23 protein-coding genes are annotated in these 20,752 nt (G+C 69.8%); 15 read left to right on the top strand and 8 right to left on the bottom strand.

Annotated features, from left to right (window positions below; genetic code table 11):
* The 7 genes from gad (at position 1) to KIH27_RS11085 (ending at position 6,980) form a co-directional block, all read left to right on the top strand.
* Positions 1-1,389, top strand: coding sequence for a glutamate decarboxylase (gene gad / locus KIH27_RS11115; RefSeq protein ID WP_214093006.1), 1,389 nt, complete (start codon positions 1-3; stop codon positions 1,387-1,389).
* A gap of 71 nt (positions 1,390-1,460) precedes the next feature.
* Complete coding sequence (locus tag KIH27_RS11110; RefSeq protein WP_214093005.1) at positions 1,461-1,736, top strand: hypothetical protein; 276 nt, start codon at positions 1,461-1,463, stop codon at positions 1,734-1,736.
* A 59-nt stretch (positions 1,737-1,795) separates the two neighbouring features.
* Positions 1,796-2,962, top strand: coding sequence for an alanine racemase (gene alr / locus KIH27_RS11105; protein ID WP_214093004.1), 1,167 nt, complete (start codon positions 1,796-1,798; stop codon positions 2,960-2,962).
* Positions 2,955-3,437 carry a tRNA (adenosine(37)-N6)-threonylcarbamoyltransferase complex ATPase subunit type 1 TsaE gene (tsaE, locus tag KIH27_RS11100; protein WP_214093003.1) on the top strand — a complete coding sequence of 161 codons (483 nt, stop codon included), beginning with the start codon at positions 2,955-2,957 and terminating at the stop codon, positions 3,435-3,437. The genes alr and tsaE overlap by 8 nt, the downstream gene beginning before the upstream one ends.
* Entirely contained in the window at positions 3,434-4,516 is a 1,083-nt protein-coding gene (tsaB, locus tag KIH27_RS11095) for a tRNA (adenosine(37)-N6)-threonylcarbamoyltransferase complex dimerization subunit type 1 TsaB (RefSeq protein WP_307856846.1), read from the top strand. Before tsaE ends, tsaB begins: the two co-directional genes overlap by 4 nt.
* A complete protein-coding gene (gene tsaD, locus KIH27_RS11090) occupies positions 4,513-5,544 on the top strand; it encodes a tRNA (adenosine(37)-N6)-threonylcarbamoyltransferase complex transferase subunit TsaD (RefSeq protein ID WP_214093001.1) in 1,032 nt (343 codons plus the stop codon). The genes tsaB and tsaD overlap by 4 nt, the downstream gene beginning before the upstream one ends.
* A gap of 20 nt (positions 5,545-5,564) precedes the next feature.
* Positions 5,565-6,980, top strand: a complete 1,416-nt coding sequence (locus KIH27_RS11085; RefSeq protein WP_214093000.1) for a 9-bladed beta-propeller domain-containing protein — start codon at positions 5,565-5,567, stop codon at positions 6,978-6,980.
* Between the two features lie 137 nt (positions 6,981-7,117).
* On the opposite strand, the gene KIH27_RS11080 is transcribed toward KIH27_RS11085, so the two are convergent.
* On the bottom strand, positions 7,118-7,741 hold the full coding sequence (locus tag KIH27_RS11080) for a C39 family peptidase (protein ID WP_214092999.1): 624 nt from the start codon (positions 7,739-7,741) through the stop codon (positions 7,118-7,120).
* Positions 7,742-7,971: 230 nt separating this feature from the next.
* Between KIH27_RS11080 and groES the strand changes: the two genes are divergently transcribed.
* Both groES and groL read left to right on the top strand, forming a co-directional pair.
* Positions 7,972-8,274, top strand: coding sequence for a co-chaperone GroES (gene groES, locus KIH27_RS11075; protein ID WP_214092998.1), 303 nt, complete (start codon positions 7,972-7,974; stop codon positions 8,272-8,274).
* Between the two features lie 88 nt (positions 8,275-8,362).
* A complete protein-coding gene (gene groL / locus KIH27_RS11070) occupies positions 8,363-9,985 on the top strand; it encodes a chaperonin GroEL (RefSeq protein WP_214092997.1) in 1,623 nt (540 codons plus the stop codon).
* Positions 9,986-10,043: 58 nt separating this feature from the next.
* On the opposite strand, the gene KIH27_RS11065 is transcribed toward groL, so the two are convergent.
* Together KIH27_RS11065 and KIH27_RS11060 are read right to left on the bottom strand one after the other, a co-directional pair.
* Positions 10,044-10,316 (bottom strand): CopG family ribbon-helix-helix protein, encoded by a 273-nt coding sequence (locus KIH27_RS11065; RefSeq protein ID WP_214092996.1) that lies wholly within the window; start codon positions 10,314-10,316, stop codon positions 10,044-10,046.
* A gap of 1 nt (position 10,317) precedes the next feature.
* Positions 10,318-10,659, bottom strand: a complete 342-nt coding sequence (locus KIH27_RS11060; protein ID WP_214092995.1) for a hypothetical protein — start codon at positions 10,657-10,659, stop codon at positions 10,318-10,320.
* A 599-nt stretch (positions 10,660-11,258) separates the two neighbouring features.
* Between KIH27_RS11060 and KIH27_RS11055 the strand changes: the two genes are divergently transcribed.
* Together KIH27_RS11055 and KIH27_RS11050 are read left to right on the top strand one after the other, a co-directional pair.
* Positions 11,259-11,558, top strand: a complete 300-nt coding sequence (locus tag KIH27_RS11055) for a GlsB/YeaQ/YmgE family stress response membrane protein (protein ID WP_214092994.1) — start codon at positions 11,259-11,261, stop codon at positions 11,556-11,558.
* 2 nt (positions 11,559-11,560) lie between these two features.
* Complete coding sequence (locus KIH27_RS11050; RefSeq protein WP_214092993.1) at positions 11,561-11,839, top strand: hypothetical protein; 279 nt, start codon at positions 11,561-11,563, stop codon at positions 11,837-11,839.
* A gap of 12 nt (positions 11,840-11,851) precedes the next feature.
* Here KIH27_RS11050 and KIH27_RS11045 read toward each other — a convergent pair whose 3' ends face one another.
* The 3 genes from KIH27_RS11045 to KIH27_RS11035 all read right to left on the bottom strand — a co-directional run bounded on the left by KIH27_RS11045 (position 11,852) and on the right by KIH27_RS11035 (position 14,226).
* The gene (locus tag KIH27_RS11045) at positions 11,852-12,826 is read right to left on the bottom strand and encodes a PE-PPE domain-containing protein (RefSeq protein ID WP_214092992.1); all 975 of its coding nucleotides are present in this window, start codon (positions 12,824-12,826) and stop codon (positions 11,852-11,854) included.
* Positions 12,827-12,828: 2 nt separating this feature from the next.
* Positions 12,829-13,809 carry a PE-PPE domain-containing protein gene (locus KIH27_RS11040; protein ID WP_250149940.1) on the bottom strand — a complete coding sequence of 327 codons (981 nt, stop codon included), beginning with the start codon at positions 13,807-13,809 and terminating at the stop codon, positions 12,829-12,831.
* Between the two features lie 99 nt (positions 13,810-13,908).
* Positions 13,909-14,226 carry a DUF732 domain-containing protein gene (locus tag KIH27_RS11035; RefSeq protein WP_214092991.1) on the bottom strand — a complete coding sequence of 106 codons (318 nt, stop codon included), beginning with the start codon at positions 14,224-14,226 and terminating at the stop codon, positions 13,909-13,911.
* 226 nt (positions 14,227-14,452) lie between these two features.
* Between KIH27_RS11035 and KIH27_RS11030 the strand changes: the two genes are divergently transcribed.
* On the top strand, positions 14,453-15,994 hold the full coding sequence (locus KIH27_RS11030) for a hypothetical protein (RefSeq protein ID WP_214092990.1): 1,542 nt from the start codon (positions 14,453-14,455) through the stop codon (positions 15,992-15,994).
* Positions 15,995-16,101: 107 nt separating this feature from the next.
* Here KIH27_RS11030 and KIH27_RS11025 read toward each other — a convergent pair whose 3' ends face one another.
* A complete protein-coding gene (locus tag KIH27_RS11025; RefSeq protein ID WP_214092989.1) occupies positions 16,102-16,389 on the bottom strand; it encodes a WhiB family transcriptional regulator in 288 nt (95 codons plus the stop codon).
* Positions 16,390-16,642: 253 nt separating this feature from the next.
* Here KIH27_RS11025 and KIH27_RS11020 point away from each other — a divergent pair, with 253 nt between their 5' ends.
* Positions 16,643-17,446, top strand: coding sequence for a hypothetical protein (locus KIH27_RS11020; protein WP_214092988.1), 804 nt, complete (start codon positions 16,643-16,645; stop codon positions 17,444-17,446).
* A gap of 1 nt (position 17,447) precedes the next feature.
* On the opposite strand, the gene KIH27_RS11015 is transcribed toward KIH27_RS11020, so the two are convergent.
* Complete coding sequence (locus KIH27_RS11015) at positions 17,448-17,852, bottom strand: DUF5319 domain-containing protein (protein WP_214092987.1); 405 nt, start codon at positions 17,850-17,852, stop codon at positions 17,448-17,450.
* A 260-nt stretch (positions 17,853-18,112) separates the two neighbouring features.
* On the opposite strand from KIH27_RS11015, the gene guaB reads away from it, so the two are divergent.
* Both guaB and KIH27_RS11005 read left to right on the top strand, forming a co-directional pair.
* Positions 18,113-19,579, top strand: a complete 1,467-nt coding sequence (gene guaB, locus KIH27_RS11010) for an IMP dehydrogenase (protein ID WP_214093019.1) — start codon at positions 18,113-18,115, stop codon at positions 19,577-19,579.
* Between the two features lie 38 nt (positions 19,580-19,617).
* The gene (locus tag KIH27_RS11005; RefSeq protein WP_214093018.1) at positions 19,618-20,745 is read left to right on the top strand and encodes a GuaB3 family IMP dehydrogenase-related protein; all 1,128 of its coding nucleotides are present in this window, start codon (positions 19,618-19,620) and stop codon (positions 20,743-20,745) included.
* Positions 20,746-20,752 lie beyond the last annotated feature (7 nt).

Raw genomic sequence — 20,752 nt, 5'->3', positions numbered from 1 at the left:
ATGTCGCACCCGTCCGTTCCCGCCCATTCGATCGCTCCCGCCTACACCGGCCGGGTGTTCACCGCGCCGATCCCGGCGCTGCGGATGCCCGACGAGGCGATGGACCCCGAGACCGCCTACCGGTTCATCCACGACGAGCTGATGCTCGACGGTAGTTCCCGGCTGAACCTGGCCACGTTCGTCACCACCTGGATGGACCCGGAAGCCCACAAGCTGATGGCCGAGTCGTTCGACAAGAACATGATCGACAAGGACGAGTACCCGGCGACCGCGGCGATCGAGCAGCGCTGCGTGTGCATGGTCGCCGACCTGTTCCACGCCGAGGACCTGCGCGACGACGACCCGTCCAGCGCGATCGGGGTCTCCACCGTCGGATCGAGTGAGGCGGTGATGCTCGGCGGGCTGGCGATGAAGTGGCGCTGGCGCAACAAGGTCCAGGCCGCCGGGCAGGATTGGAAGGGCCGCACCCCGAACCTGGTGATGGGCTCCAACGTGCAGGTGGTGTGGGAGAAGTTCTGCCGCTACTTCGATGTCGAGCCGCGCTACCTGCCGATGGGCGAGGACCGCTACGTGATCAGCCCCGAGCAGGTCGTCGCCGCGGTCGACGAGGACACCATCGGCGTGGTCGGGATCCTCGGCACCACCTACACCGGGGAGCTGGAGCCGATCGCGGAGATCTGCGCGGCCCTGGACAAGCTGGCCGCCGACGGCGGCCCGGACGTGCCGGTGCACGTCGACGCGGCCAGCGGTGGCTTCGTCGTGCCGTTCCTGCATCCGGACCTCAAGTGGGACTTCCGGCTGCCGCGGGTGGTGTCGATCAACGTCAGCGGCCACAAGTACGGGCTGACCTACCCCGGCATCGGATTCGTGGTGTGGCGCTCGGCCGAGTACCTGCCCGAGGAACTGGTGTTCCGGGTCAACTACCTCGGCGGGGACATGCCGACGTTCACGCTGAACTTCTCCCGGCCGGGCAACCAGGTCGTCGGGCAGTACTACAACTTCCTGCGGATGGGCCGGGCCGGCTATCTCGAGGTGATGCGCACGCTGAGCGACACCGCGCGCTGGCTGAGCAGCCAGTTGGCCGCCAGCGGACGGTTCCACGTGATCAGCGACGGGTCGGCGATCCCGGTGCTGTCCTTCCGGCTGTCCGGTGACCCCGGTTACACCGAGTTCGGCATCTCCCACGAACTGCGCACCTCGGGCTGGCAGGTGCCGGCCTACACCATGCCGGAGGGGGCCGAGGACGTCTCGGTGCTGCGCGTCGTGGTCCGCGAGGGGCTCTCGGCCGATCTGGCCCGGGCGCTGTTCGACGACATCATGAAGGCGGTGGCCTCGCTGGATCACCTCAAGCCCGGCACCCACTACGCCGAGGGGCATTTCGCGCATTAGCCCCGGTCGGGACACGCTGGACCGAATATCTCCAACGACTCACAGGAAATAACCTGTTACAGTTAACTTCGATGAAACATCGTAGAGCGATACAGGTGATGACTGGGGCGGTGGCCGGCGTCTCGCTGGTGGGATTCCTGCCGGTCGATGACGATTCCCGGTTCCGTGCGTACGCCGCGAACGTGCCGCGGTCCAGCTCCCCCGCTCCGCCGGGGCATGACGGCTCGCCGATCCACGGCGAGGAGCGCCGCCACGACTGCAGCAAGGTGTTCACCGCGGCGTGCCGGCCCGTCGACCCGTACTGGGAGCAGCGGATGTCCGGCGGAATGATGGGGTATCGCCGCTGACGCACGGCTGACGGGCGTGGTGGCACGGCCCGGTGGCGGGTTCTGGGAGAATCGCGGGGATGCATACGTTGACCCCGCCGCCCGGAACGCAGGAATACCCCCTGCTCGCCGAGGCCGTGGTGGACCTGGACGCGATCGCCCACAACGTGCGGGTGCTGGCCGGTCACGCCGGCTCCGCGCAGCTGATGGCGATCGTCAAAGGCGACGGCTACGGCCACGGCGCCCCGCAGGTTGCCCGCGCGGCACTGGCCGCGGGCGCGGCCGAACTGGGCGTCGCCACCGTCGACGAGGCGCTGGCGTTGCGCGCCGCGGGCATCACCGCCCCGGTGCTGGCCTGGCTGCACCGCCCCGGGACCGACTTCGCACCGGTGCTCGCCGCCGACGTGCAGGTTGCGGTCTCCTCGGTGCGCCAACTCGGCGAGGTCGTCGACGCAGCCCAGCGCACCGGTGTCACCGCCACGGTGACGGTGAAGGTCAACACCGGGATGAACCGCAACGGGGTGGACCCGGCGGACCTGCCCGACCTGCTGAGCGCGCTGCGGACCGCCGCTGCCGAGGAGGCGGTGCGGGTGCGCGGCGTGATGTCGCACCTGGCCTGCGCCGACGAACCCGACAGCCCGCACAACGACGTGCAGGCCGGGCGCTTCGCCGACGCGCTGGCCGCCACCCGTGCGGCCGGCTTCGACGTCGAGGTGGCGCACCTGGCCAACTCCGCGGCGCTGATGACCCGCCCCGACCTGACCTACGACATGGTCCGGCCCGGCATCGCGCTGTACGGCCTGAGTCCGCTGCCGGAACGCGGCGACCTCGGTCTTATCCCGGCGATGACGCTGAAATCCGTTGTGGTGCTGGTCCGCTCGATCCGGGCGGGCGAGGGTGTCTCCTACGGGCACACCTGGGTCGCCGACGCCGACACCACCGTGGCGTTGGTGCCGATCGGGTACGCCGACGGGGTGTTCCGTCCGCTGAGCGGTCGGTTCGACGTGCTGGTCAACGGCCGGCGCCGCCGCAACGTCGGCCGGGTCTGCATGGACCAGTTCGTCATCGACCTGGGGCCCGGCCCCGTCGACGTCGCCGAGGGCGACGAGGTCATCCTGTTCGGGCCCGGCACCCGCGGCGAACCGCTGGCACAGGACTGGGCGGACGCGCTGGGCACCGTGCACTACGAGGTGGTGAACAGCCCGCGCGGGCGGGTCACCCGGACCCATCGGGGCGCCGATGTCTGACGCCGCCGCGCCGGGCCTGTCGGACGGCGCCGCCGCGCTGCCCACCGCGGCGGACACTGTCGCGCTCGGCGCCGAACTGGGACGCGGGCTGCGCGCCGGTGACGTCGTGGTGCTCACCGGGCCGCTCGGTGCCGGAAAAACCGTGCTGGCCAAGGGAATCGCGCAGGGCATGGACGTCGACGGACCGGTCACCTCGCCGACGTACGTGCTGGCCCGGGTGCACCCGGCGCGGCGGCCCGGCGCGCCGGCGATGATCCACGTCGACATGTACCGGCTGCTCGACGACCCTGAACTGGATCTGCTCGGCGAGTTGGACTCCCTGGACCTCGACACCGAACTCGACGACGCCGTCGTCGTCGTGGAGTGGGGGGAGGGGCTGGCCGAGCGGCTGTCGGACCGCCACCTCGACGTGCGCCTGCACCGCGGCGACGACGAGACCGAACGCACCGTCACCTGGCGATGGAACCTGCCGTGACACAAGCGATCCTGACCATCGACACCGCCACCCCCGCCGTCACCGCGGGCCTGGTGGACTTCGCGGACCGCGGCACCGTGCTGGCCGAGCGCACCACCATCGATCCACGTGCGCACGCCGAGCGGCTAACCCCCAATGTGCTTGCCGCACTGGATGACGCCGGACTGTCCATGACCGATCTGGCCGCGGTGGTGGTCGGCTGCGGGCCGGGGCCGTTCACCGGGCTGCGGGTCGGCATGGCGACCGCCGCCGCCTACGGGCATGCCCTGGGCATCGGTGTGCACGGGGTGTGCAGCCTGGACGCGATCGCGGTGGCCGCCGCGGGTCACGATGAGCTGCTGGTGGTGACCGACGCCCGCCGGCGCGAGGTGTACTGGGCGCGCTACTCCGGCGGTGTCCGGGTCGCCGGCCCCGCGGTCAACGCCCCCGCCGACGTCGACCCGGGTGCGGCGCGGGCCGTTGCCGGGTCGCCGGCGCACGCCGGACTGTTCGGACTCCCGGTGCTCGACATCGCCCACCCCGGCCCGGCGGGACTGGTTGCCGCCGTGGCGGATTGGGATGCCGCGCCGGCAGCGCTGCGGCCGCTGTACCTGCGCCGACCGGACGCCAAACCGTCCGCCCCGGCGCCGGCTGTCGGGATCGGACCGCTGGTCGCCACCGACGCGCAGCGCTGCGCACAGTTGGAGGCGCAGCTGTTCGACGGTGACGACCCGTGGCCGGCGGAGGCGTTCAGCCGTGCGGTCGGCGCGGCCGATCAGCATTACGTCGGCGCCCGGATCGGTGACACCCTGGTCGGCTACGCCGGCATCGCCCGGCTGGGCCGCGCCGAACCGTTCGAATACGAGGTGCACACCATCGGCGTCGACACCGCCCACCAGGGCCGGGGCATCGGCCGCCGGCTGCTGGAGACCCTGCTGGAGTTCGCCGGTGACGCCGTGGTGTACCTGGAGGTGCGCACCGACAACGAGGCGGCGATCGCGCTCTACCGCGACGTGGGATTCGTCGACATCGGGCTGCGAAAACGCTACTACCGCAACGGCGCCGACGCCTACACGATGCGACGGGAGCCACGCCGATGAGCACCGTCGTGCTGGCCATCGAATCCTCGTGCGACGAAACCGGAGTCGGCATCGCCCGGCTGGGCACCGACGGGTCGGTGACGCTGCTGGCCGACGAGGTGGCCTCCAGCGTGGACCAGCACGCCCGCTTCGGCGGCGTGGTCCCGGAGATCGCGTCGCGGGCGCACCTGGAGGCGCTCGGCCCGACCATGCGCCGCGCGCTGGACGCCGCCGGGCTGCAGCGCCCGGACGCCGTCGCGGTCACCATCGGACCCGGCCTGGCCGGTGCGCTGCTGGTGGGCGCGGCCGCCGCCAAGGCGTACGCGGCCGCCTGGGGGGTGCCGTTCTACGCCGTCAACCACCTCGGCGGGCACCTGGCCGCCGACGTCTACGAACACGGGCCGCTGCCCGAATGCGTCGGCCTGCTGGTCTCCGGCGGGCACACCCACCTGCTGCACGTGCGGTCACTCGGCGAACCGATCGTGGAGTTGGGCAGCACCGTCGACGACGCCGCCGGCGAGGCCTACGACAAGGTCGCCCGACTGCTGCACCTGGGCTATCCGGGCGGGCGGGTGCTCGACGAACTGGCCCGCACCGGCGACCGCACCGCGATCACGTTCCCGCGCGGCATGACCGGCCCGCGTGATGCCCCCTACGCGTTCAGCTTCTCCGGCTTGAAGACCGCCGTCGCGCGCTACGTGGAATCACACCCCGACTTCTCGGCGGCTGATGTCGCCGCGGGCTTCCAGGAGTCCGTCGCCGACGTGCTGACCATGAAAGCGGTGCGCGCCGCGACCGACCTCGGCGTCTCCACGCTGCTGATCGCCGGGGGAGTGGCGGCCAACTCCCGGCTGCGTGAGCTCGCCGAAGAGCGCTGCGCCGCAGCCGGTTTGACGCTGCGGGTGCCGTCACCGCGGCTGTGCACCGACAACGGCGCGATGATCGCGTCATTTGCTGCGCACCTGATCGCCGCCGGGGCGCCGCCGTCGCCGCTGGACGTCGCCACCGACCCGGGCCTGCCCGTCGTCCGCGCCACCCCCGCCGACTAGCTCAACGAAGCGAGGACCGAATGTATCCAGGCGTGCCGCCGGGCGGTTACCCCGGCTGGGGTCCGCCGCCCGGTCCGACGCCCTCAGCGCGATCGGGTCCGCGGTGGTACTGGATCGTCGGGTCGGTCGTCGTGGCGCTGGCCGTCGTCGTGGCCGGCGCCCGTGCCTTCGGGTCGTTCTTCGGCGCGGTGGACATTCCGCCCGTCTCCTACCCCGGCAAGCCCGGGGTGGCCGGTCAGCAACTGCTCCCGTCGATGCGCACCAAGCCGGTGACTGGCTGGACCATCGATATCAATGCGCTGCTGCCCGAGCCGGGTAAGCCCGGTGCGCAGTTCACCGAATACGTCGGCAGCGTCGGCGACAAGGCGTATTTCGTGCTCGAGGACTTGACCCGAGCAACCGATCGATGGCTGTTGGGCGTCGACGTCGTCCACGGCCGACCGCTGTTCACACCGGTGCAGATCGGCGCTGGGCTATCGACCTGTCTCACCAACGGACCGGACCGGGTGATCTGCCTGAGCGAGACCGACAGTCGCAATGGCTACGAGATCTTCGTGGTCGACGCCGACGCGGGCCGGATCATCACCAACGCGCCCACCGACCTCAAGCCGTCGATCCGGGACGAATCGGATCTGACAGTCGAGCAGCTCGGTGCGTACGCGGTCGCCATCGGTTACCACGGCGGAACCCACGGGATCGGCGACGACGGGAAGCCAACCTGGTTCGTCGAGGGCGATGACAGGCCCTCGTCGATTTCGCCGGAGTTTGCGGTGACCCAAGCCAAGGGGGGACCGACCACGGTGTTCTCCACCGCTGACGGCACCGTCGCGGCCACTGTCCCTGGACACGTGACGCCCTACAGCGGTGGGTTCCTCGTCACCGATCCCGAGCACCTGCAGGGCTTCCGGTTCTACGACGAACGTGGCCGCGTGGTCGGCCAGTACCAACCGCCGAAGGGTGCGATCGCCATCGAGGAAAGCAACGGCAAGCTGCCCTGGCTGAGCTTCCGGCATGGCGGCCGCGGTGAAACCCAGCTGATATTCGACGGCCGCGGTACGCCGATGGTGATCGTGCAGGTCGAGATGTCGCCCAACGCCTCCCGGTTTCTGGGCGCCAATCTCTTCATCGGCAACCGATCGGCGCGCGACGACCCGGCGGGTGTCTGGGACAAGTTCGACCTGAAGACCGGCGCGCGGGTCTCGTCGTGCCCGGGTCTCCCGCTGGGGCACCGATTCGTCGGCTCGGACGGCGCCGTCGTGATCGGCCAATTCGCCGACCAATCCTCCAGCGCCCCACTGGTGGCCGTCGATAGCGACACCTGTGCGGTGCTGTGGCAGATCGACAAGCCACCGCCGATGTGGGCCGTCGGCGCTACGTTGGTCGCCGCCCCGAGCGGCACCGGCACGCTGGTTTCACTGGTACCTGCCGATCGGTAGCGCGGCCGCACCCTCACTGCCGATCGAGCACCGCCAGTGCCTGCGACAACAGTTCGGAGCGAGCTTGCCCAGCGTCTTGCTCTCCCCGCGCAGCCGGTCCTTCACCGCGTGCAGCGCGTCGTCATCGGCCGACGCCGCTACAGCCTGTTGGTCGCCCGCGTGACGATCAGCAGGTTGTCCCCGGTCGCCCAGGCCTGCTCGAAGGTGGCCGTCGGGATCTGCTCGTTGCGCCCGGTGGGGGTGCCGCTGTCGTTGAGGTGCACGACGTTGTTGGCGGTGTCGACCCCGGTGACGACGACGGCGTGGTCGGCGCTGGTGTGCTGCCCCTGGTCCGGCGGGTAGTTCCAGATGGTCTCCGCGTTGAGGCCGGCGATCACCTTGTGGCCTGCGCCCAGGTATTGCTCCAACTGGCTCATCGTGTTGCCGGTGGTCAGGTCGGAGGCGATCCCGTACTGCTGCAGCAGCACCACCATGTCGCCGGGGGAGGTGCCGTCGAACTCGTAGATGCTGCCCTGATGGGTCTGGCTCTTGCTGAACAACCCGCGCAGTTCGATGCCGATCTGCAGCGGTTCGTGCCCGGTCAGCTGGCCGACGACGTCGGCGATGGCCATCAGTCCGCAGTCCTCCTGGTGCTGGTAGCGCCAGTAGGCGGCGGCCGCCTCGGGGTCGCCGTACATCTGGCCGTCGGCGTGGGCGGTCCCGGTGATGCCGACCAGGGCGATGGCGGTTGCGGCGGCGATGCTGCGGATGCGCGTCAACATGGGATCCAGTATCGAACGGATGCCTGGAGGGCCGCTGGGAAAGGCAGCAACGGGTTGACCTTGAGTGCTAGCACTCGCATGTATAGAGTGCTAGGTGGCAGTCGGACAATCCCTGGCTCGGCACCCGCGACGACGACGCGAGGGCACGGACGAACGCCACAGCGTAATTCCCCAAAGGGTTCGGGGAGCAGCCCCGAACCCACACCCTGATCAAGTGGAGGGCTCCAATCGTGGCGAGCGTGAACATCAAGCCACTCGAGGACAAGATCCTCGTACAGGCCAACGAGGCCGAGACCACGACCGCGTCCGGTCTGGTCATCCCCGACACCGCCAAGGAGAAGCCGCAGGAAGGCACCGTTGTCGCCGTCGGCCCCGGCCGGTGGGACGAGGGCGGCACCAAGCGGATCCCGCTGGACGTCGCCGAGGGTGACGTCGTCGTCTACAGCAAGTACGGCGGCACCGAGATCAAGTACAACGGCCAGGAGTACCTGATCCTGTCCGCTCGCGACGTGCTGGCTGTCGTCAACAAGTAAGCCCCGAAAAAAGCCATCGTGTCCCGCCCCGGAAATCCCCGCAATCGCGGGAGATTCCGGGGCGGTGCGCGTTTATGAGGAATGAGCTATGAGCAAGCAGATTGAGTTCAACGAGACCGCCCGACGCGCTCTGGAGGCCGGGGTCGACAAGCTCGCCGACGCGGTCCGGGTCACGCTGGGGCCGCGCGGCCGCACCGTGGTGCTGGCCAAGGCGTTCGGCGGTCCGGCGGTGACCATGGACGGTGTCACCGTGGCCCGCGAGATCGACCTGGAGGACCCGTTCGAGAACCTCGGCGCCCAGCTGGTGAAGTCGGTGGCCACCAAGACCAACGACGTTGCCGGTGACGGCACCACCACCGCGACCGTGCTGGCCCAGGCGCTGATCTCCGCCGGCCTGCGCAACGTCGCCGCGGGCGCCAACCCGATCGCCCTGGGCGCCGGCATCGCCAAGGCCGCCGATGCGGTCTCGCAGGCGCTGCTGGCCGCGGCCACCCCGGTCGCCGGCAAGGAGTCGATCGCGCAGGTCGCCAACGTGTCCTCGCGTGACGAGCAGATCGGTGAGCTGGTCGGCGAGGCGATGACCACGGTCGGCAACGACGGTGTGGTCAGCGTGGAGGAGTCCTCGACGCTCTCGACCGAGCTGGAGATCACCGACGGCGTCGGCTTCGACAAGGGTTTCCTGTCGGCCTACTTCGTCACCGATTTCGACCTGCAGGAGGCCGTCCTGGAGGACGCGCTGATCCTGCTGCACCGCGACAAGATCAGCTCGCTGCCGGATCTGCTGCCGCTGCTGGAGAAGGTCGTCGAGGCCAACAAGCCGCTGCTGATCATCGCCGAGGACGTCGAGGGTGAGCCGCTGAGCACGCTGGTGGTCAACGCGATCCGCAAGACCCTCAAGGCCGTCGCGGTCAAGGCGCCGTTCTTCGGCGACCGCCGCAAAGCGTTCCTGGAGGACCTGGCGGTCGTCACCGGCGGTCAGGTGATCAACCCTGACGTGGGGCTGACGCTGCGCGACGCCGGCCTGGACCTGCTGGGTTCGGCCCGGCGGGTGGTGGTCACCAAGGACGACACCGTGATCGTCGACGGCGGCGGCACCGACGAGGCGATCGCCGGCCGGGTCAAGCAGCTGCGCGCCGAGATCGAGGCCACCGATTCGGACTGGGACCGCGAGAAGCTCGAGGAGCGGCTGGCCAAGCTGGCCGGCGGCGTCGCGGTCATCAAGGTCGGGGCGGCCACCGAGACCGCTTTGAAGGAGCGGAAGCACCGGGTCGAGGACGCGGTGGCGGCGGCCAAGGCCGCAGTCGAGGAGGGCATCGTCTCCGGCGGTGGCACCGCGCTGCTGCAGGCACGGTCGGTGCTGACCGAGCTGCGGGCTTCGCTGACCGGTGACGAGGCGACCGGGGTGGACGTGTTCTCGGCCGCGCTGAGCGCACCGCTGCACTGGATCGCCACCAACGCCGGCGTGGACGGCGCGGTGGTGACCAGCAAGGTCGCCGAACTGCCGGCCGGGCATGGCTTCAACGCCGCCACGCTGACCTACGGCGACCTGGCCGCCGACGGTGTCGTCGACCCGGTGAAGGTGACCCGATCGGCGGTGCTCAACGCCGCATCGGTGGCCCGGATGGTGCTGACCACCGAGACGGCTGTGGTGGACAAGCCGGTCGAGGCCGACGCCCACGCCGGGCACGGGCATCACGGGCACGCGCACTAGTTGGTAGTTGCGACGGCACCCCCGGTCCTGTTGGGCCGGGGGTGTTGTTGTCCGGGTGCTACGCGCCGAGCCGGCGCAGGTAATCGTCTAGGGCACGGCGCATGATCTCGCTGGGGCTGAGGTGGGTGTGTTCGGCGTACTCGGCGAGCCTGGCGTCGAGTTCCGCGGCGAGGCGGACCGTTCGAGTGGGGCTGGCGCCGCGGCGGCTGTCTCCGACTGGGCGGCCCATACGGAGAGTGGTTCCCGATTCAATGGGACCTCGGACGGTGTAGTCGCCTGACTCCACCTCGGCGCTCATCTTCGCGTAGTCGTCGGCGGTTCGCTTGGGCATCTCAGTGCTCCTTTCCGTGCTGAGGGCCGATGAACTTCCGCTGTCCGACGCAGTCGTTCCGCAGGTCCACCGAGCCATTGGAGTACGAATAGATTTCCGAGGCCGTCTTCGGGGTGAGCATCATCGCGTGGAACACCATCCACGTCTGCCCGCCCTCATCTTCGGCGGCCACCTCAATCCAGGGCCCGTCGTCGGCCACGTTGCCGATGAACATGTAGGTATCCGCATCTGGAAACCCCTTTGTCGTGATGGCGTATCGCAGTAGCGGGTACTCGATGACGGCCCGCATCTCGTGTTCATCAATGCTGTGCTGCCGAGCATGGGGCATGTACTCGAACCGCACATCGGAAGTGTAAGACAGTTATTGTCGGTGGACAATGCTTGCGAAGACCGGGGTGTCGCGCGGCTTCAATTCGTCATCATTGAGACCGCGGTGGTGGACAAGCCTGTCGAGGCCGCCGACCACGCCGGGCACGCCCACTGAGGATTTCGGCGCGATTAACGTCGCTCAGCGACACTGAACGCGCCGAAATCGATTGACGAACGCCCCCGGTCCTGTTGGGCCGGGGGCGTTTTCGTCGCGTGGCCATAGGGTCCGGACGGCCCGTGATCCGCCCGGATGATCCACAGCGGCACCGAATTCTCCGCCGATCGCCAGCAGTGCGGAGCGTTAACCGAGGGGGCCGGGCTCGCCCAGTGGGACCGCATCGCGTGTCACGCGGTAGGTCTCGCTGCGGTAGACGTGCACGCCACCGTCGAGGTCCATGCAGTGTCGGTTTCCGATGGTGCCCCGGACGCATCGAACCCCGCCGGCAGCGCACCGGGGGCACGTGAAGTCGATGAGCTGATCGGTTCGCGCATTCTTCTCATAGTGCCGCGTGGAATGGCTAGACTTTTACGGCGTCGAATATGCAGTGCTGATGGCGTTGAAAGGAGATTGCCATGAATGTTCTGGCAGCTACCGAATTCCTGGCCCGTTCGTCCACACTGACCAGTGTCGGCTGGATCGGCTATCTCGTCGCCGGCGCTGTTGCCGGCTGGATCGCGGGCATCGTGATGAAGACCAAGTACGGCTTGGTCACCGATGTCGTCGTCGGCGTCGTCGGCGCGCTGATCGGCGGATTCCTGCTCAGCTTCTTCCTCGACACGGCGGGTGGCGGTTGGTGGTTCACGCTGTTCACCGCGGTCTTGGGTGCGATCATTCTGCTCTGGCTGCTGCGACTGTTCGGCCGGAAGGCATGACGATGAAATACGTTGCGTTCGTTGCAATTGCGCTCGGAGTGCTGCTGTCCAGCGGCTGCTCGAAGTCGGCGGTGATCAACACCGGCGGCGACACGAAGTGCTCCGACTTCGTCGGCCAGGAAGAGAAGAAACAGGACGACGAAATCGCCAAGATGCTCAAAGACAAGAGCGGTTCGGAACCGAACCACTTGGAGATCTCGGCAACACGACTGTCGGTGTCGACCTACTGCAAGACGTTGGGCACGCCGGACAGTGCGATATCCGAGGCCCCGCACGGCTGAGCGCGCCTCAGTTCAGAAGGCATTGGTGAAGAACAGTTCCATCGACTGCCAGAGGCTCTCGTAGAGCCCGCTGTTCGCGGCGCCGCCGACGAACACCGCGCTCAGCCAAGCCTCGACGTCGTTGATGTCGGTGCCGGCGATGTTGACGTAGTCGATGAGCCCGTCGGTGACGGTGGTGGCGTCGGCGACCTGATCCGGCGTCAGCCCCAGGTACTCCACGTGCCGGCCCAGGATGCCCGCGATCGCCGCACCCAGGCCGTCGGCTTCGAAGACCTGCTGGAAGTTCGCGACCGGATCGCCGGCGAGACTGTAAATCGTCGCCGGGTACAGGTCATTCGGGGTCACGGCGCCCAGTACGCCGGTGAACCCGAACAGCTTCAGCAGGTAGTCGGTGAGGCTTGCGCCCAGCACCGAGTCCATCGCCGCTTCCAGATTCGGCAACTGACCGGTCGGGGTGGCCGGGTCGCCGATGAAGACGAAATGCAGATCCTCTTTGGGGATCCCGAGGTCGGCGAGGCGTTCCATCGCGATCGATTCGGCGGCCGCGCTCTGCGAGTAGCCGAAGATCGTCAGCGGGTGCTCGGCGTCGAATGCGCCCGGATTGGCGGCGAATTCGTTCTGCACGGCGATCGTGATCAGCGATGCGCCGGTCAGCCCACTCGGACCCTGCTGGATCAACTCCGGGGTGGTCAGCACCTGCAGCGGTGCGCTGCACGGGTCGGTGCCGTCCATCGTGCAGACGGTCGAACCGGTTGCGCCGCCGTCGAATCCCAGTGGGTGCAGGTAGAGATCCTCGACGGTGCGGGCGAATTCGGGTGACGGCGTCGGCTCGGTGGTGCCGCCGAGGATCAGCGCGGTCTCGCTGCCCGCCAGCGGGCCGGCGGCGGACAGCAGTGCCGCCTCGGCGCGCACCGGCTGGCTGAGGCCCGCGGTGGTCGCGGCGACCGTCACGCCGACGGTGGCGATCCGGGCAACGGTGCTGCGCATGGTCAGAACGAGTTGGTGAACAGCAGTTGCAGCGAGTCGGCGATGCTCTGGAAGATCCCGCTGTTGGCCGCACCCCCGACGAAGACCGCGTCGAGCCAGGCCTGCAGGCCGTTGATGTCGTCGCCGTTGATGTTGACGAAGTTCAGCAGGCCATCGGTGACGGTGGTGGCGTCGGCGACCTGATCCGGCGTCAGCCCCAGGTACTCCACGTGCGGACCCAAGATGCTCAGCAGCCCGCCCCAGAGGCCGTCCTTCTCGTAGACGGCGTCCCAGTTCGGGACCGGGTCGTCGGGCAGGCTGTAGATGGTCGCCGGGTACAGATCGGTCGGCGTCTGGTTGCCGAGGACCTCGGTCATACCGAAGGTGGTCAGCAGCCAGTTCGTGAGGTCCTTGCCGAGCGTGGCGTCCATCGCGGCCTCGATACCCTGCCAAACGCCGGTGGGGGCGGACGGGTCGCCGATGAAGACGAAGTGCAGGGCGTTGTGGTCGATGCCGAGGGCGTCGAGGCGTTCCATCGCGATGGACGCGGCCGTAGCGCTCTGCGAGTAGCCGAAGATCGTCAGCGGATGGTCGGCGTCGAAAGCGCCCGGGTGCGCGGCGAATTCGTTCTCAACCGCGAGCACGATGTTCGACGCACCGGTGAGGCTGCTCGGACCCTGCTGGATCAACTCCGGGGTGGTCAGCACCTGCAGCGGCGCGCTGCACGGGTCGGTGCCGTCCATGGTGCACACGGTCGAATCCAGTGAGCCGCCGTTGAACCCGAGCGGGTTGAGGAACAGCTCTTCAACGGTGCGGGCGTATTCCGGTGACGGTGTCGGCTCGGTGGTGCCGCCCATGATCAGGGCGGTCATGCTGCCGGCCAGTGGCCCCTCGGTGGCCAGCAGGACCGCCTCGGCCCGCACGGGCTGGACGACCACTGCGCCGAGTCCGGCCAGGACCATGCCGACAGCGGCTACGTTGGTGATCTTGCGGTGCGCGTTCATCCCCGGCAATCCCCCTTGTTGCGTATCAGAATTTCTTACCACGTTCTGATATTTCGGTCGAGGGGCTGCGGGGTTTTTCTAGGGGAGACGCCCCTCGGATCAGAGGGTGTCGGGGCAGAGGTTGTGCTGCGCGGCGCTGATCAGGGCCCGGCCGGTCTCGACGTCGCCGGCGCCCAGTTGCGCGAGTAACTGGTCGGGTTTCTCGCCCAGGTGGAAGCGGTTGCAGGCCGTGTAGCCCTGCGCCACCAGCACGCCGTCGGGCATCTGCTGGCCCCCGACCTCCCAGCCCTTGAAGCCGTTGCGGTGCAGTTCGTTGAGGAAGCCGGCCTCGTCGGCGTGGGCGGCGGGCGCGCCGATCAGAGCGGTGGCCACAGCCGCGGCCAGTCCGGTGATTCCGGTGAAGAGTTGTCGTCCCATGGTGCTTCCTCCTGGGGTCCGGGTCGCTTCGGAACGTTAGCGGATGGTGCAACCCACCGCGGTGTTACGAACTCGACCGCTACCCGACACCGTTCCTGCGCGAACACTGACAGACCAGCTGTGAATCAGCTGGTTCGAATTGAGCTGAATGGTGCATTTAAATTACGTTAATGTCCAATCGGCTTGGCGACGGTCGTCGGCCCATTCTTCCCGAGGGGGCTCTCGCATGACACGTAATCAAGCACGGCAGGTCGTTGACCAGCGGTTTATCGGTTCGCGATCCGGCCGGCGCGCGGTGGGCGCGGCGTCGTCCGCGGCGGCGCTCCTGGCATTCGGGATAAGTCCACTTGTCAGCGCCCCGACGGCAGATGCAGACCCGCTTGACGACATCTTCGACCCGGCGACGCTGGCCACGCTGCTCGACCCGGCGTCCGCACCGACCGGTGATCTCACCGGTGACGGACTGACCTTAGACGCCGATGTGGCGGGGGCGGCGGCCTCCCTGCCGACCCTGTCCGGCCTGAACCAGATCCTCGAGCCGATCCTGTTCGGCTACGTGCAGTTCGAGGCCGGCGTCATCAACATCGGGGACCAGCTGATCAGCTCGCACGCCTTCGACTCCATCAACCAGATGTTCGCATTCGGCGACCACTGCGGTCTGATCTGCAACGGCGCCGACGCGACTGCGACCGTCGGCCCGGACGGCGCACTCACCGACGTCACGGCCGCCCAGGACGGCGGCTGGATCTTCGGCAACGGCGGCAGCGGTGAGTTCACCTACAGCACCGGGTCCGGGGCCGACGCGGTGACGCACAGCGTCGGGCTCTCCAACGGCGGTGACGCCGGGATGATCGGCACCGGCGGGGCCGGCGGCAGCGGCGCCGACGCCACCCTGAGCACGGTCGCCGGACACGGCTTCGCCGGCGGCACCGGCGGTTCGCTGATGGGTACCGGCGGCGCCGGCGGTCAGGGCGGTACCGGTATCGCCGGCGGTACTGCAGCCGAGGCGGTCGGTGGCGCGGGCGGTGTCGGCGGCAAGGGGCTGGCGTTCTTGTTCGGCGACGCCGGCAACGGCGGCCAGGGCGGAACCGGCGCCGCCGGCATCGACGGCACGGAAAGCGCCGCGGCCACCGCCGGTGGCGCCGGCGGCGAAGGCGGCACCGGCGGGACGACCAGCACCTTCCTCGGGTTCGGCGGGATGGGCGGCCAGGGCGGTGTCGGCGGTTCCGGCGGTGCGGCGGCGCCGGTCACGGGCGCCAGCGCCGGGGTGGGCGGTGACGGTGGCCAGGGCGGCACCGGCGGGGCCGGCGGCATCGCCAGCGTCGCCGGCATGGGCGGCACCGGAGGTATGGGCGGTGCCGCGACGCTAGCCGGGCAGACCGCAGGTGACGGCGGGGCCGGCGGCATCGGTGGCACGCCAGCCGCCGGCGCCTTCAGTGCCGGCGGGTCGGGCGGTCACGGTGGGACCGGTGGCACCGCGGCAACCGGCGTCGACGACGTCGTCGGCGGCAACGGCGGTGCCGGTGGCAACGGCACCGACGGGAGCGCCGGCTTCAGCGGCAGCGGTGGATTCGGTGGTTACGGCGGCAACGGCGGCGACGGTACCGGCAGTGGACACGGCGGCGACGGCGGCACCGGTGGCAGTGGCGGCAAGTCCGGTGATGTAGCCGGTCAGCCCGGGGCCGCGGGCAAGGCCCACGACGGGCTCACCGGCGGACTGGGCGGCGCCGGTGGCACGTCGGGTACCTCGGAGGCCCCACCGGTCTAGCCTCAGCCGGAAAAGCGAACAGCCCCCGGATCCACATTCGGGGGCTGTTCTATCTCCACCGACAGGCTGCGGAAGTCACGCACCTGTACCGAGGTGGTCTTTGGGGGCTACCCGCGCCGCACGTTGCAGCGCAGGGCCGCGTGCCGTTCGGCCTCGGACATGCCGCCCCAGATTCCGTAGGGCTCACCGACCGAGAGCGCGTGCGCCCGGCACTGCTCGATCACCGGGCAGGTCCGGCACCATTCCTTGGCGTTGCGTTCCCGCCGGGCGCGGGCGCGGCCGCGCTCGCCGTCGGGCGGGAAGAACACCGACGAGTCGACGCCGCGGCAGGCACCGCGCAGTTGCCAGTCCCAGGCATCCGCGTTGCGCCCGGGCAACAACTCGGTCTGCGGCATCGAAACCCCTCTCCAAGCGACTCGTGCGTTGCCGGCCGGGGTCGTACCCGGCCCGATGAGTGGTGTCAAAGCGATCGCCGCACACCATCCGGATGGTCGTGCGGCAATCCGCGTCGATACGTTCGGCGCCTCGGGGACGCTAGTCCACGCGTCTGAACTCCGCCCAACGTAATAGTTAAGACCTGCTAATCGAAAACCCTGGACGTTCCCTGAGTGCCCGGATCGGGGTCGGCATTGCTAACGTCGCGCTGCGATGCGTGACACGACCGGGAACCCCTGCGACGCCGTGCCGGCCGCTTTGACCGCCGTCGCCTTCGGCGATCAACCCGGCCGCTGGCCGCTGCCGGGCGCGACCACACCGGAGCAACTGTGGCTGCGGGCGGTGGCCGCCGGCGGCCAGGGCCGCTACGCCAGCGCCGAGGCGGATCTAGCGGTGCTGCTGCGCGGATCGGCGGGCCGGCTGACGTCGCTGGCGCACAGCACCCGGGCGTCGTTCCTGCGCCAACTCGGCGGCCATGCCACCGCCCGCGGTCTCGACGGGCGGGCGCTGGCGCTGGCCGGGGCGGATCCCGAGGCCACCGCCGATGCGCTGGTCGGACTGGCCGCTGACGCGCTGGGAGTGGGCCGGTTCGCCGCGTCCGCGGCGCTGCTGGCCCGGGCCGCCACCGTCCCCGACGATGCGACGCCCCGGCTGGCGGTGCGACGCGGCTGGGTCAGCGCCGAGTTGGCCATGGTGACCGGGGACGGCGCCGCCGCGGTCCGGCACGCCGAGCACGCGGTGGAACTGACGCCCGCCACGATGCTGCGGCACCGGGTGAAAGGTCAGGTGGTGCTGGCCGCGGCGCTGTGCTGCGCCGGCAGTGCGGAGCAGGCGCGCCGCGTTGCCGATGCCGCCCTCGGCGAGGCCGACCGCCGGGGGCTGATCCCGCTGCGGTGGGCGCTGGCGTGCCTGCTCGCCGACCTGGGCAGCGCCACCCGGTCCGCCGAGCAGATCCGGGGCATCAGGGATGACTGCGCCGAGACGGTGCGCCGCCGCGGCGGCGTGTGGCAGCGGTGAGTCAGCGGTAGCCGTCGTACTCCGACGTCGCCCCGTTGAGCGAGGCGTCCGCGTAGCCGCGGCAGTAGTCCCAGGTCACGTAGCTGTCCGGTTCCGGGTCGTAGGCCGGTTCGTGCGGGCGCACGGTTCCGTCGATCAGCAGCTGTAACAGGTTGGCGCGCAACATGTCCCAGTCGTGGTAGTGGTCCTGCTGGCAGTCGTCGCAGCACACCACCAGGCCGCGGATGCCCCGGTTGGCCAGCAGCGTCTCGTAGACCGCGAGGTCGGCCAGGTCGGCTTCGACCGCGCTGCGTTCGTGCGGGTCCAGCGGTTGGCCCGGTTCGACGGCGTCCAGGGCCGCGGAGGGGTCGTGGGGGTCGTCGGCGAACGGGTCGGGCGGCAAGCCTGGTGGCAGGTGGTCACGCACGTCCCATAGGGTACGCAGTCGCCCCGACGTAACGCTAGCGGCGGGGCGGGTCGCGCGGGCGGTGATTTATTACGGTGATGCGGGCCGATGGACGCTTGGCGTCCCGATTAGGATGGCCTTTTCACCCAGGCTGCGTAACGTGGAGGCCCCCGATGTCCGTTGGTGACGCCCATGCCCCGGCAACTCGGTATGGCGCCCATGCCGGCGGCGCCCTCGACGGCGCGGCGCCGACCGGGGGCGACAACCCCGACAAGATCGCGATGCTGGGGCTGACGTTCGACGACGTGCTGCTGCTGCCCGCCGCGTCCGACGTGGTGCCCGCCACCGCCGACACCTCCAGTCAGCTGACCAAGCGCATCCGCCTGAAGGTGCCGCTGGTCTCCTCGGCGATGGACACCGTCACCGAGGCGCGGATGGCGATCGCGATGGCCCGCGCCGGCGGCATGGGCGTGCTGCACCGCAACCTGCCGGTCACCGAGCAGGCCGCCCAGGTCGAGACCGTGAAGCGCTCCGAGGCCGGGATGGTCACCGACCCGGTGACCTGCTCACCGGAGAACACGGTGGGCGAGGTCGACGCCATGTGCGCCCGGTTCCGCATCTCCGGGCTGCCGGTCGTCGACGCCAACGGCTCCCTCGTCGGCATCATCACCAACCGGGACATGCGCTTCGAGGCCGACCAGAACAAGCCGGTCGCCGAGGTGATGACCCACACCCCGCTGATCACCGCCCAGGAAGGCGTGAGCGCCGACGCCGCCCTGGGCCTGCTGCGCCGGCACAAGATCGAGAAGCTGCCGATCGTCGACGGCCACGGCAAGCTGACCGGGCTGATCACCGTCAAGGACTTCGTCAAGACCGAACAGCACCCGCTGGCCACCAAGGACAGCGACGGCCGGCTGCTGGTCGGTGCGGCGGTCGGTGTCGGCGACGACGCCTGGATCCGGGCGATGACGCTGGCCGACGCCGGCGTCGACGTGCTGATCGTCGACACCGCGCACGCCCACAACCGGGGTGTGCTCGACATGGTCGGCAAGCTCAAGGCGGAGGTCGGCGAGCGCGTCGACGTGATCGGCGGCAACGTCGCCACCCGCTCGGGGGCCGCCGCGCTGGTCGAGGCCGGCGCCGACGCGGTGAAGGTCGGGGTCGGCCCCGGCTCCATCTGCACCACCCGGGTCGTCGCCGGGGTGGGCGCCCCGCAGATCACCGCGATCATGGAGGCGGTGGCCGTCTGCGCGCCGGCCGGGGTGCCGGTGATCGCCGACGGCGGGCTGCAGTACTCCGGCGACATCGCCAAGGCGCTGGCCGCCGGTGCGTCGACGGCGATGCTCGGGTCGCTGCTCGCCGGGACCGCCGAGTCACCCGGGGACCTGATCTTCGTCAACGGCAAGCAGTTCAAGAGCTACCGCGGCATGGGCTCGCTGGGCGCCATGCAGGGTCGCGGGGCCGGTAAGTCCTACTCCAAGGACCGCTACTTCCAGGACGACGTGCTCTCCGAGGACAAGCTGGTGCCGGAGGGCATCGAGGGCCGAGTGCCGTTCCGCGGCCCGCTGGGCAGCGTCATCCACCAGCTCACCGGCGGCCTGCGGGCGGCGATGGGCTACACCGGCTCGGCCACCATCGAGACGTTGCAGCAGGCGCAGTTCGTGCGGATCACGCCGGCGGGCCTCAAGGAGAGCCACCCGCACGACATCACCATGACCGTCGAAGCACCGAACTATTACGTGCACTGACCTGAATCCGGTTACCCGAGAGGCTTTCCATGCGTGACATGGTTGAGATCGGCATGGGCCGCACCGCCCGTCGCACCTACGAACTCGACGACATCAACATCGTGCCGTCGCGGCGCACCCGCTCCTCGCAGGACGTCTCCACCGCCTGGCAGCTCGACGCTTACCGGTTCGAGATGCCGGTGCTCGCGCACCCCACCGATGCGTTGGTGTCACCGGAGTTCGCCATCGAACTGGGGCGTCTCGGCGGCCTGGGCGTGCTCAACGGCGAGGGCCTGATCGGGCGGCACGCCGACGTCGGGTCCGCGATCGCCCGGGTGGTGGAGACCGAGGTGTCGGCGGCCGACCCGTCGGCGGCGGTCCGGCTGCTGCAGCAACTGCACGCCGCCCCGCTGAACCCGGAGCTGCTGGGGGCCGCGGTAGCGCGCATCCGCGAGGCCGGGGTGACCACCGCGGTGCGGGTCAGCCCGCAGAACGCACAGGCGCTGACCCCGGCGCTGGTGGCGGCCGGGGTGGACCTGCTGGTCATCCAGGGCACGATCATCTCCGCGGAGCGGGTGGCGTCCGACGGCGAACCGCTGAACCTCAAGACGTTCATCTCCGAGCTGGACATCCCGGTGGTGGCCGGCGGCGTGCTCGACCACCGCACCGCGCTGCACCTGATGCGCACCGGCGCGGCCGGGGTGATCGTCGGCTACGGCTCCACCGCCGGGGTGACGACGTCCGACGAGGTGCTGGGCATCTCCGTGCCGATGGCCACCGCGATCGCCGACGCCGCCGCCGCGCGCCGCGAATACCTCGACGAGACCGGCGGCCGCTACGTGCACGTGCTGGCCGACGGCGACATCCACACCTCAGGGGATCTGGCCAAGGCGATCGCCTGCGGCGCCGACGCGGTGGTGCTGGGCACGCCGCTGGCCGCGGCCGCCGAGGCGCAGGGCGACGGCTGGTACTGGCCGAACGCCGCGGCCCACCCGTCGTTGCCGCGCGGGGCGCTGATGCAGGTCGCGGTCGGCGAGCGTCCGTCGCTGCAGCAGGTGCTCGACGGGCCGTCGGACGACCCGTTCGGCGCGCTGAATCTGGTCGGCGGGCTGCGCCGGGCGATGGCCAAGGCCGGCTACTGCGACCTCAAGGAGTTCCAGAAGGTCGGCCTGACCGTCGGCTCGTGATTTCGGC

Origin of the sequence: Mycolicibacter acidiphilus (genome assembly GCF_018455725.1) — a bacterium.
Lineage (GTDB): Bacteria > Actinomycetota > Actinomycetes > Mycobacteriales > Mycobacteriaceae > Mycobacterium > Mycobacterium acidiphilum.
The sequence above is the reverse complement of the archived record's forward strand: the minus strand, read 5'-3'. Positions and strand labels throughout refer to the sequence as shown.

Bases quoted from the DNA above. Each gene is read 5' to 3' on its own strand.
- gad (WP_214093006.1), top strand. From the start codon at position 1: ATGTCGCACCCGTCCGTTCCCGCCCATTCGATCGCTCCCGCCTACACC.
- KIH27_RS11110 (WP_214093005.1), top strand. From the start codon at position 1,461: ATGAAACATCGTAGAGCGATACAGGTGATGACTGGGGCGGTGGCCGGC.
- alr (WP_214093004.1), top strand. From the start codon at position 1,796: ATGCATACGTTGACCCCGCCGCCCGGAACGCAGGAATACCCCCTGCTC.
- tsaE (WP_214093003.1), top strand. From the start codon at position 2,955: ATGTCTGACGCCGCCGCGCCGGGCCTGTCGGACGGCGCCGCCGCGCTG.
- tsaD (WP_214093001.1), top strand. From the start codon at position 4,513: ATGAGCACCGTCGTGCTGGCCATCGAATCCTCGTGCGACGAAACCGGA.
- KIH27_RS11085 (WP_214093000.1), top strand. From the start codon at position 5,565: ATGTATCCAGGCGTGCCGCCGGGCGGTTACCCCGGCTGGGGTCCGCCG.
- KIH27_RS11080 (WP_214092999.1), bottom strand. From the start codon at position 7,741: ATGTTGACGCGCATCCGCAGCATCGCCGCCGCAACCGCCATCGCCCTG.
- groL (WP_214092997.1), top strand. From the start codon at position 8,363: ATGAGCAAGCAGATTGAGTTCAACGAGACCGCCCGACGCGCTCTGGAG.
- KIH27_RS11065 (WP_214092996.1), bottom strand. From the start codon at position 10,316: ATGCCCAAGCGAACCGCCGACGACTACGCGAAGATGAGCGCCGAGGTG.
- KIH27_RS11055 (WP_214092994.1), top strand. From the start codon at position 11,259: ATGAATGTTCTGGCAGCTACCGAATTCCTGGCCCGTTCGTCCACACTG.
- KIH27_RS11050 (WP_214092993.1), top strand. From the start codon at position 11,561: ATGAAATACGTTGCGTTCGTTGCAATTGCGCTCGGAGTGCTGCTGTCC.
- KIH27_RS11045 (WP_214092992.1), bottom strand. From the start codon at position 12,826: ATGCGCAGCACCGTTGCCCGGATCGCCACCGTCGGCGTGACGGTCGCC.
- KIH27_RS11040 (WP_250149940.1), bottom strand. From the start codon at position 13,809: ATGAACGCGCACCGCAAGATCACCAACGTAGCCGCTGTCGGCATGGTC.
- KIH27_RS11035 (WP_214092991.1), bottom strand. From the start codon at position 14,226: ATGGGACGACAACTCTTCACCGGAATCACCGGACTGGCCGCGGCTGTG.
- KIH27_RS11030 (WP_214092990.1), top strand. From the start codon at position 14,453: ATGACACGTAATCAAGCACGGCAGGTCGTTGACCAGCGGTTTATCGGT.
- KIH27_RS11025 (WP_214092989.1), bottom strand. From the start codon at position 16,389: ATGCCGCAGACCGAGTTGTTGCCCGGGCGCAACGCGGATGCCTGGGAC.
- KIH27_RS11020 (WP_214092988.1), top strand. From the start codon at position 16,643: ATGCGTGACACGACCGGGAACCCCTGCGACGCCGTGCCGGCCGCTTTG.
- guaB (WP_214093019.1), top strand. From the start codon at position 18,113: ATGCTGGGGCTGACGTTCGACGACGTGCTGCTGCTGCCCGCCGCGTCC.
- KIH27_RS11005 (WP_214093018.1), top strand. From the start codon at position 19,618: ATGGTTGAGATCGGCATGGGCCGCACCGCCCGTCGCACCTACGAACTC.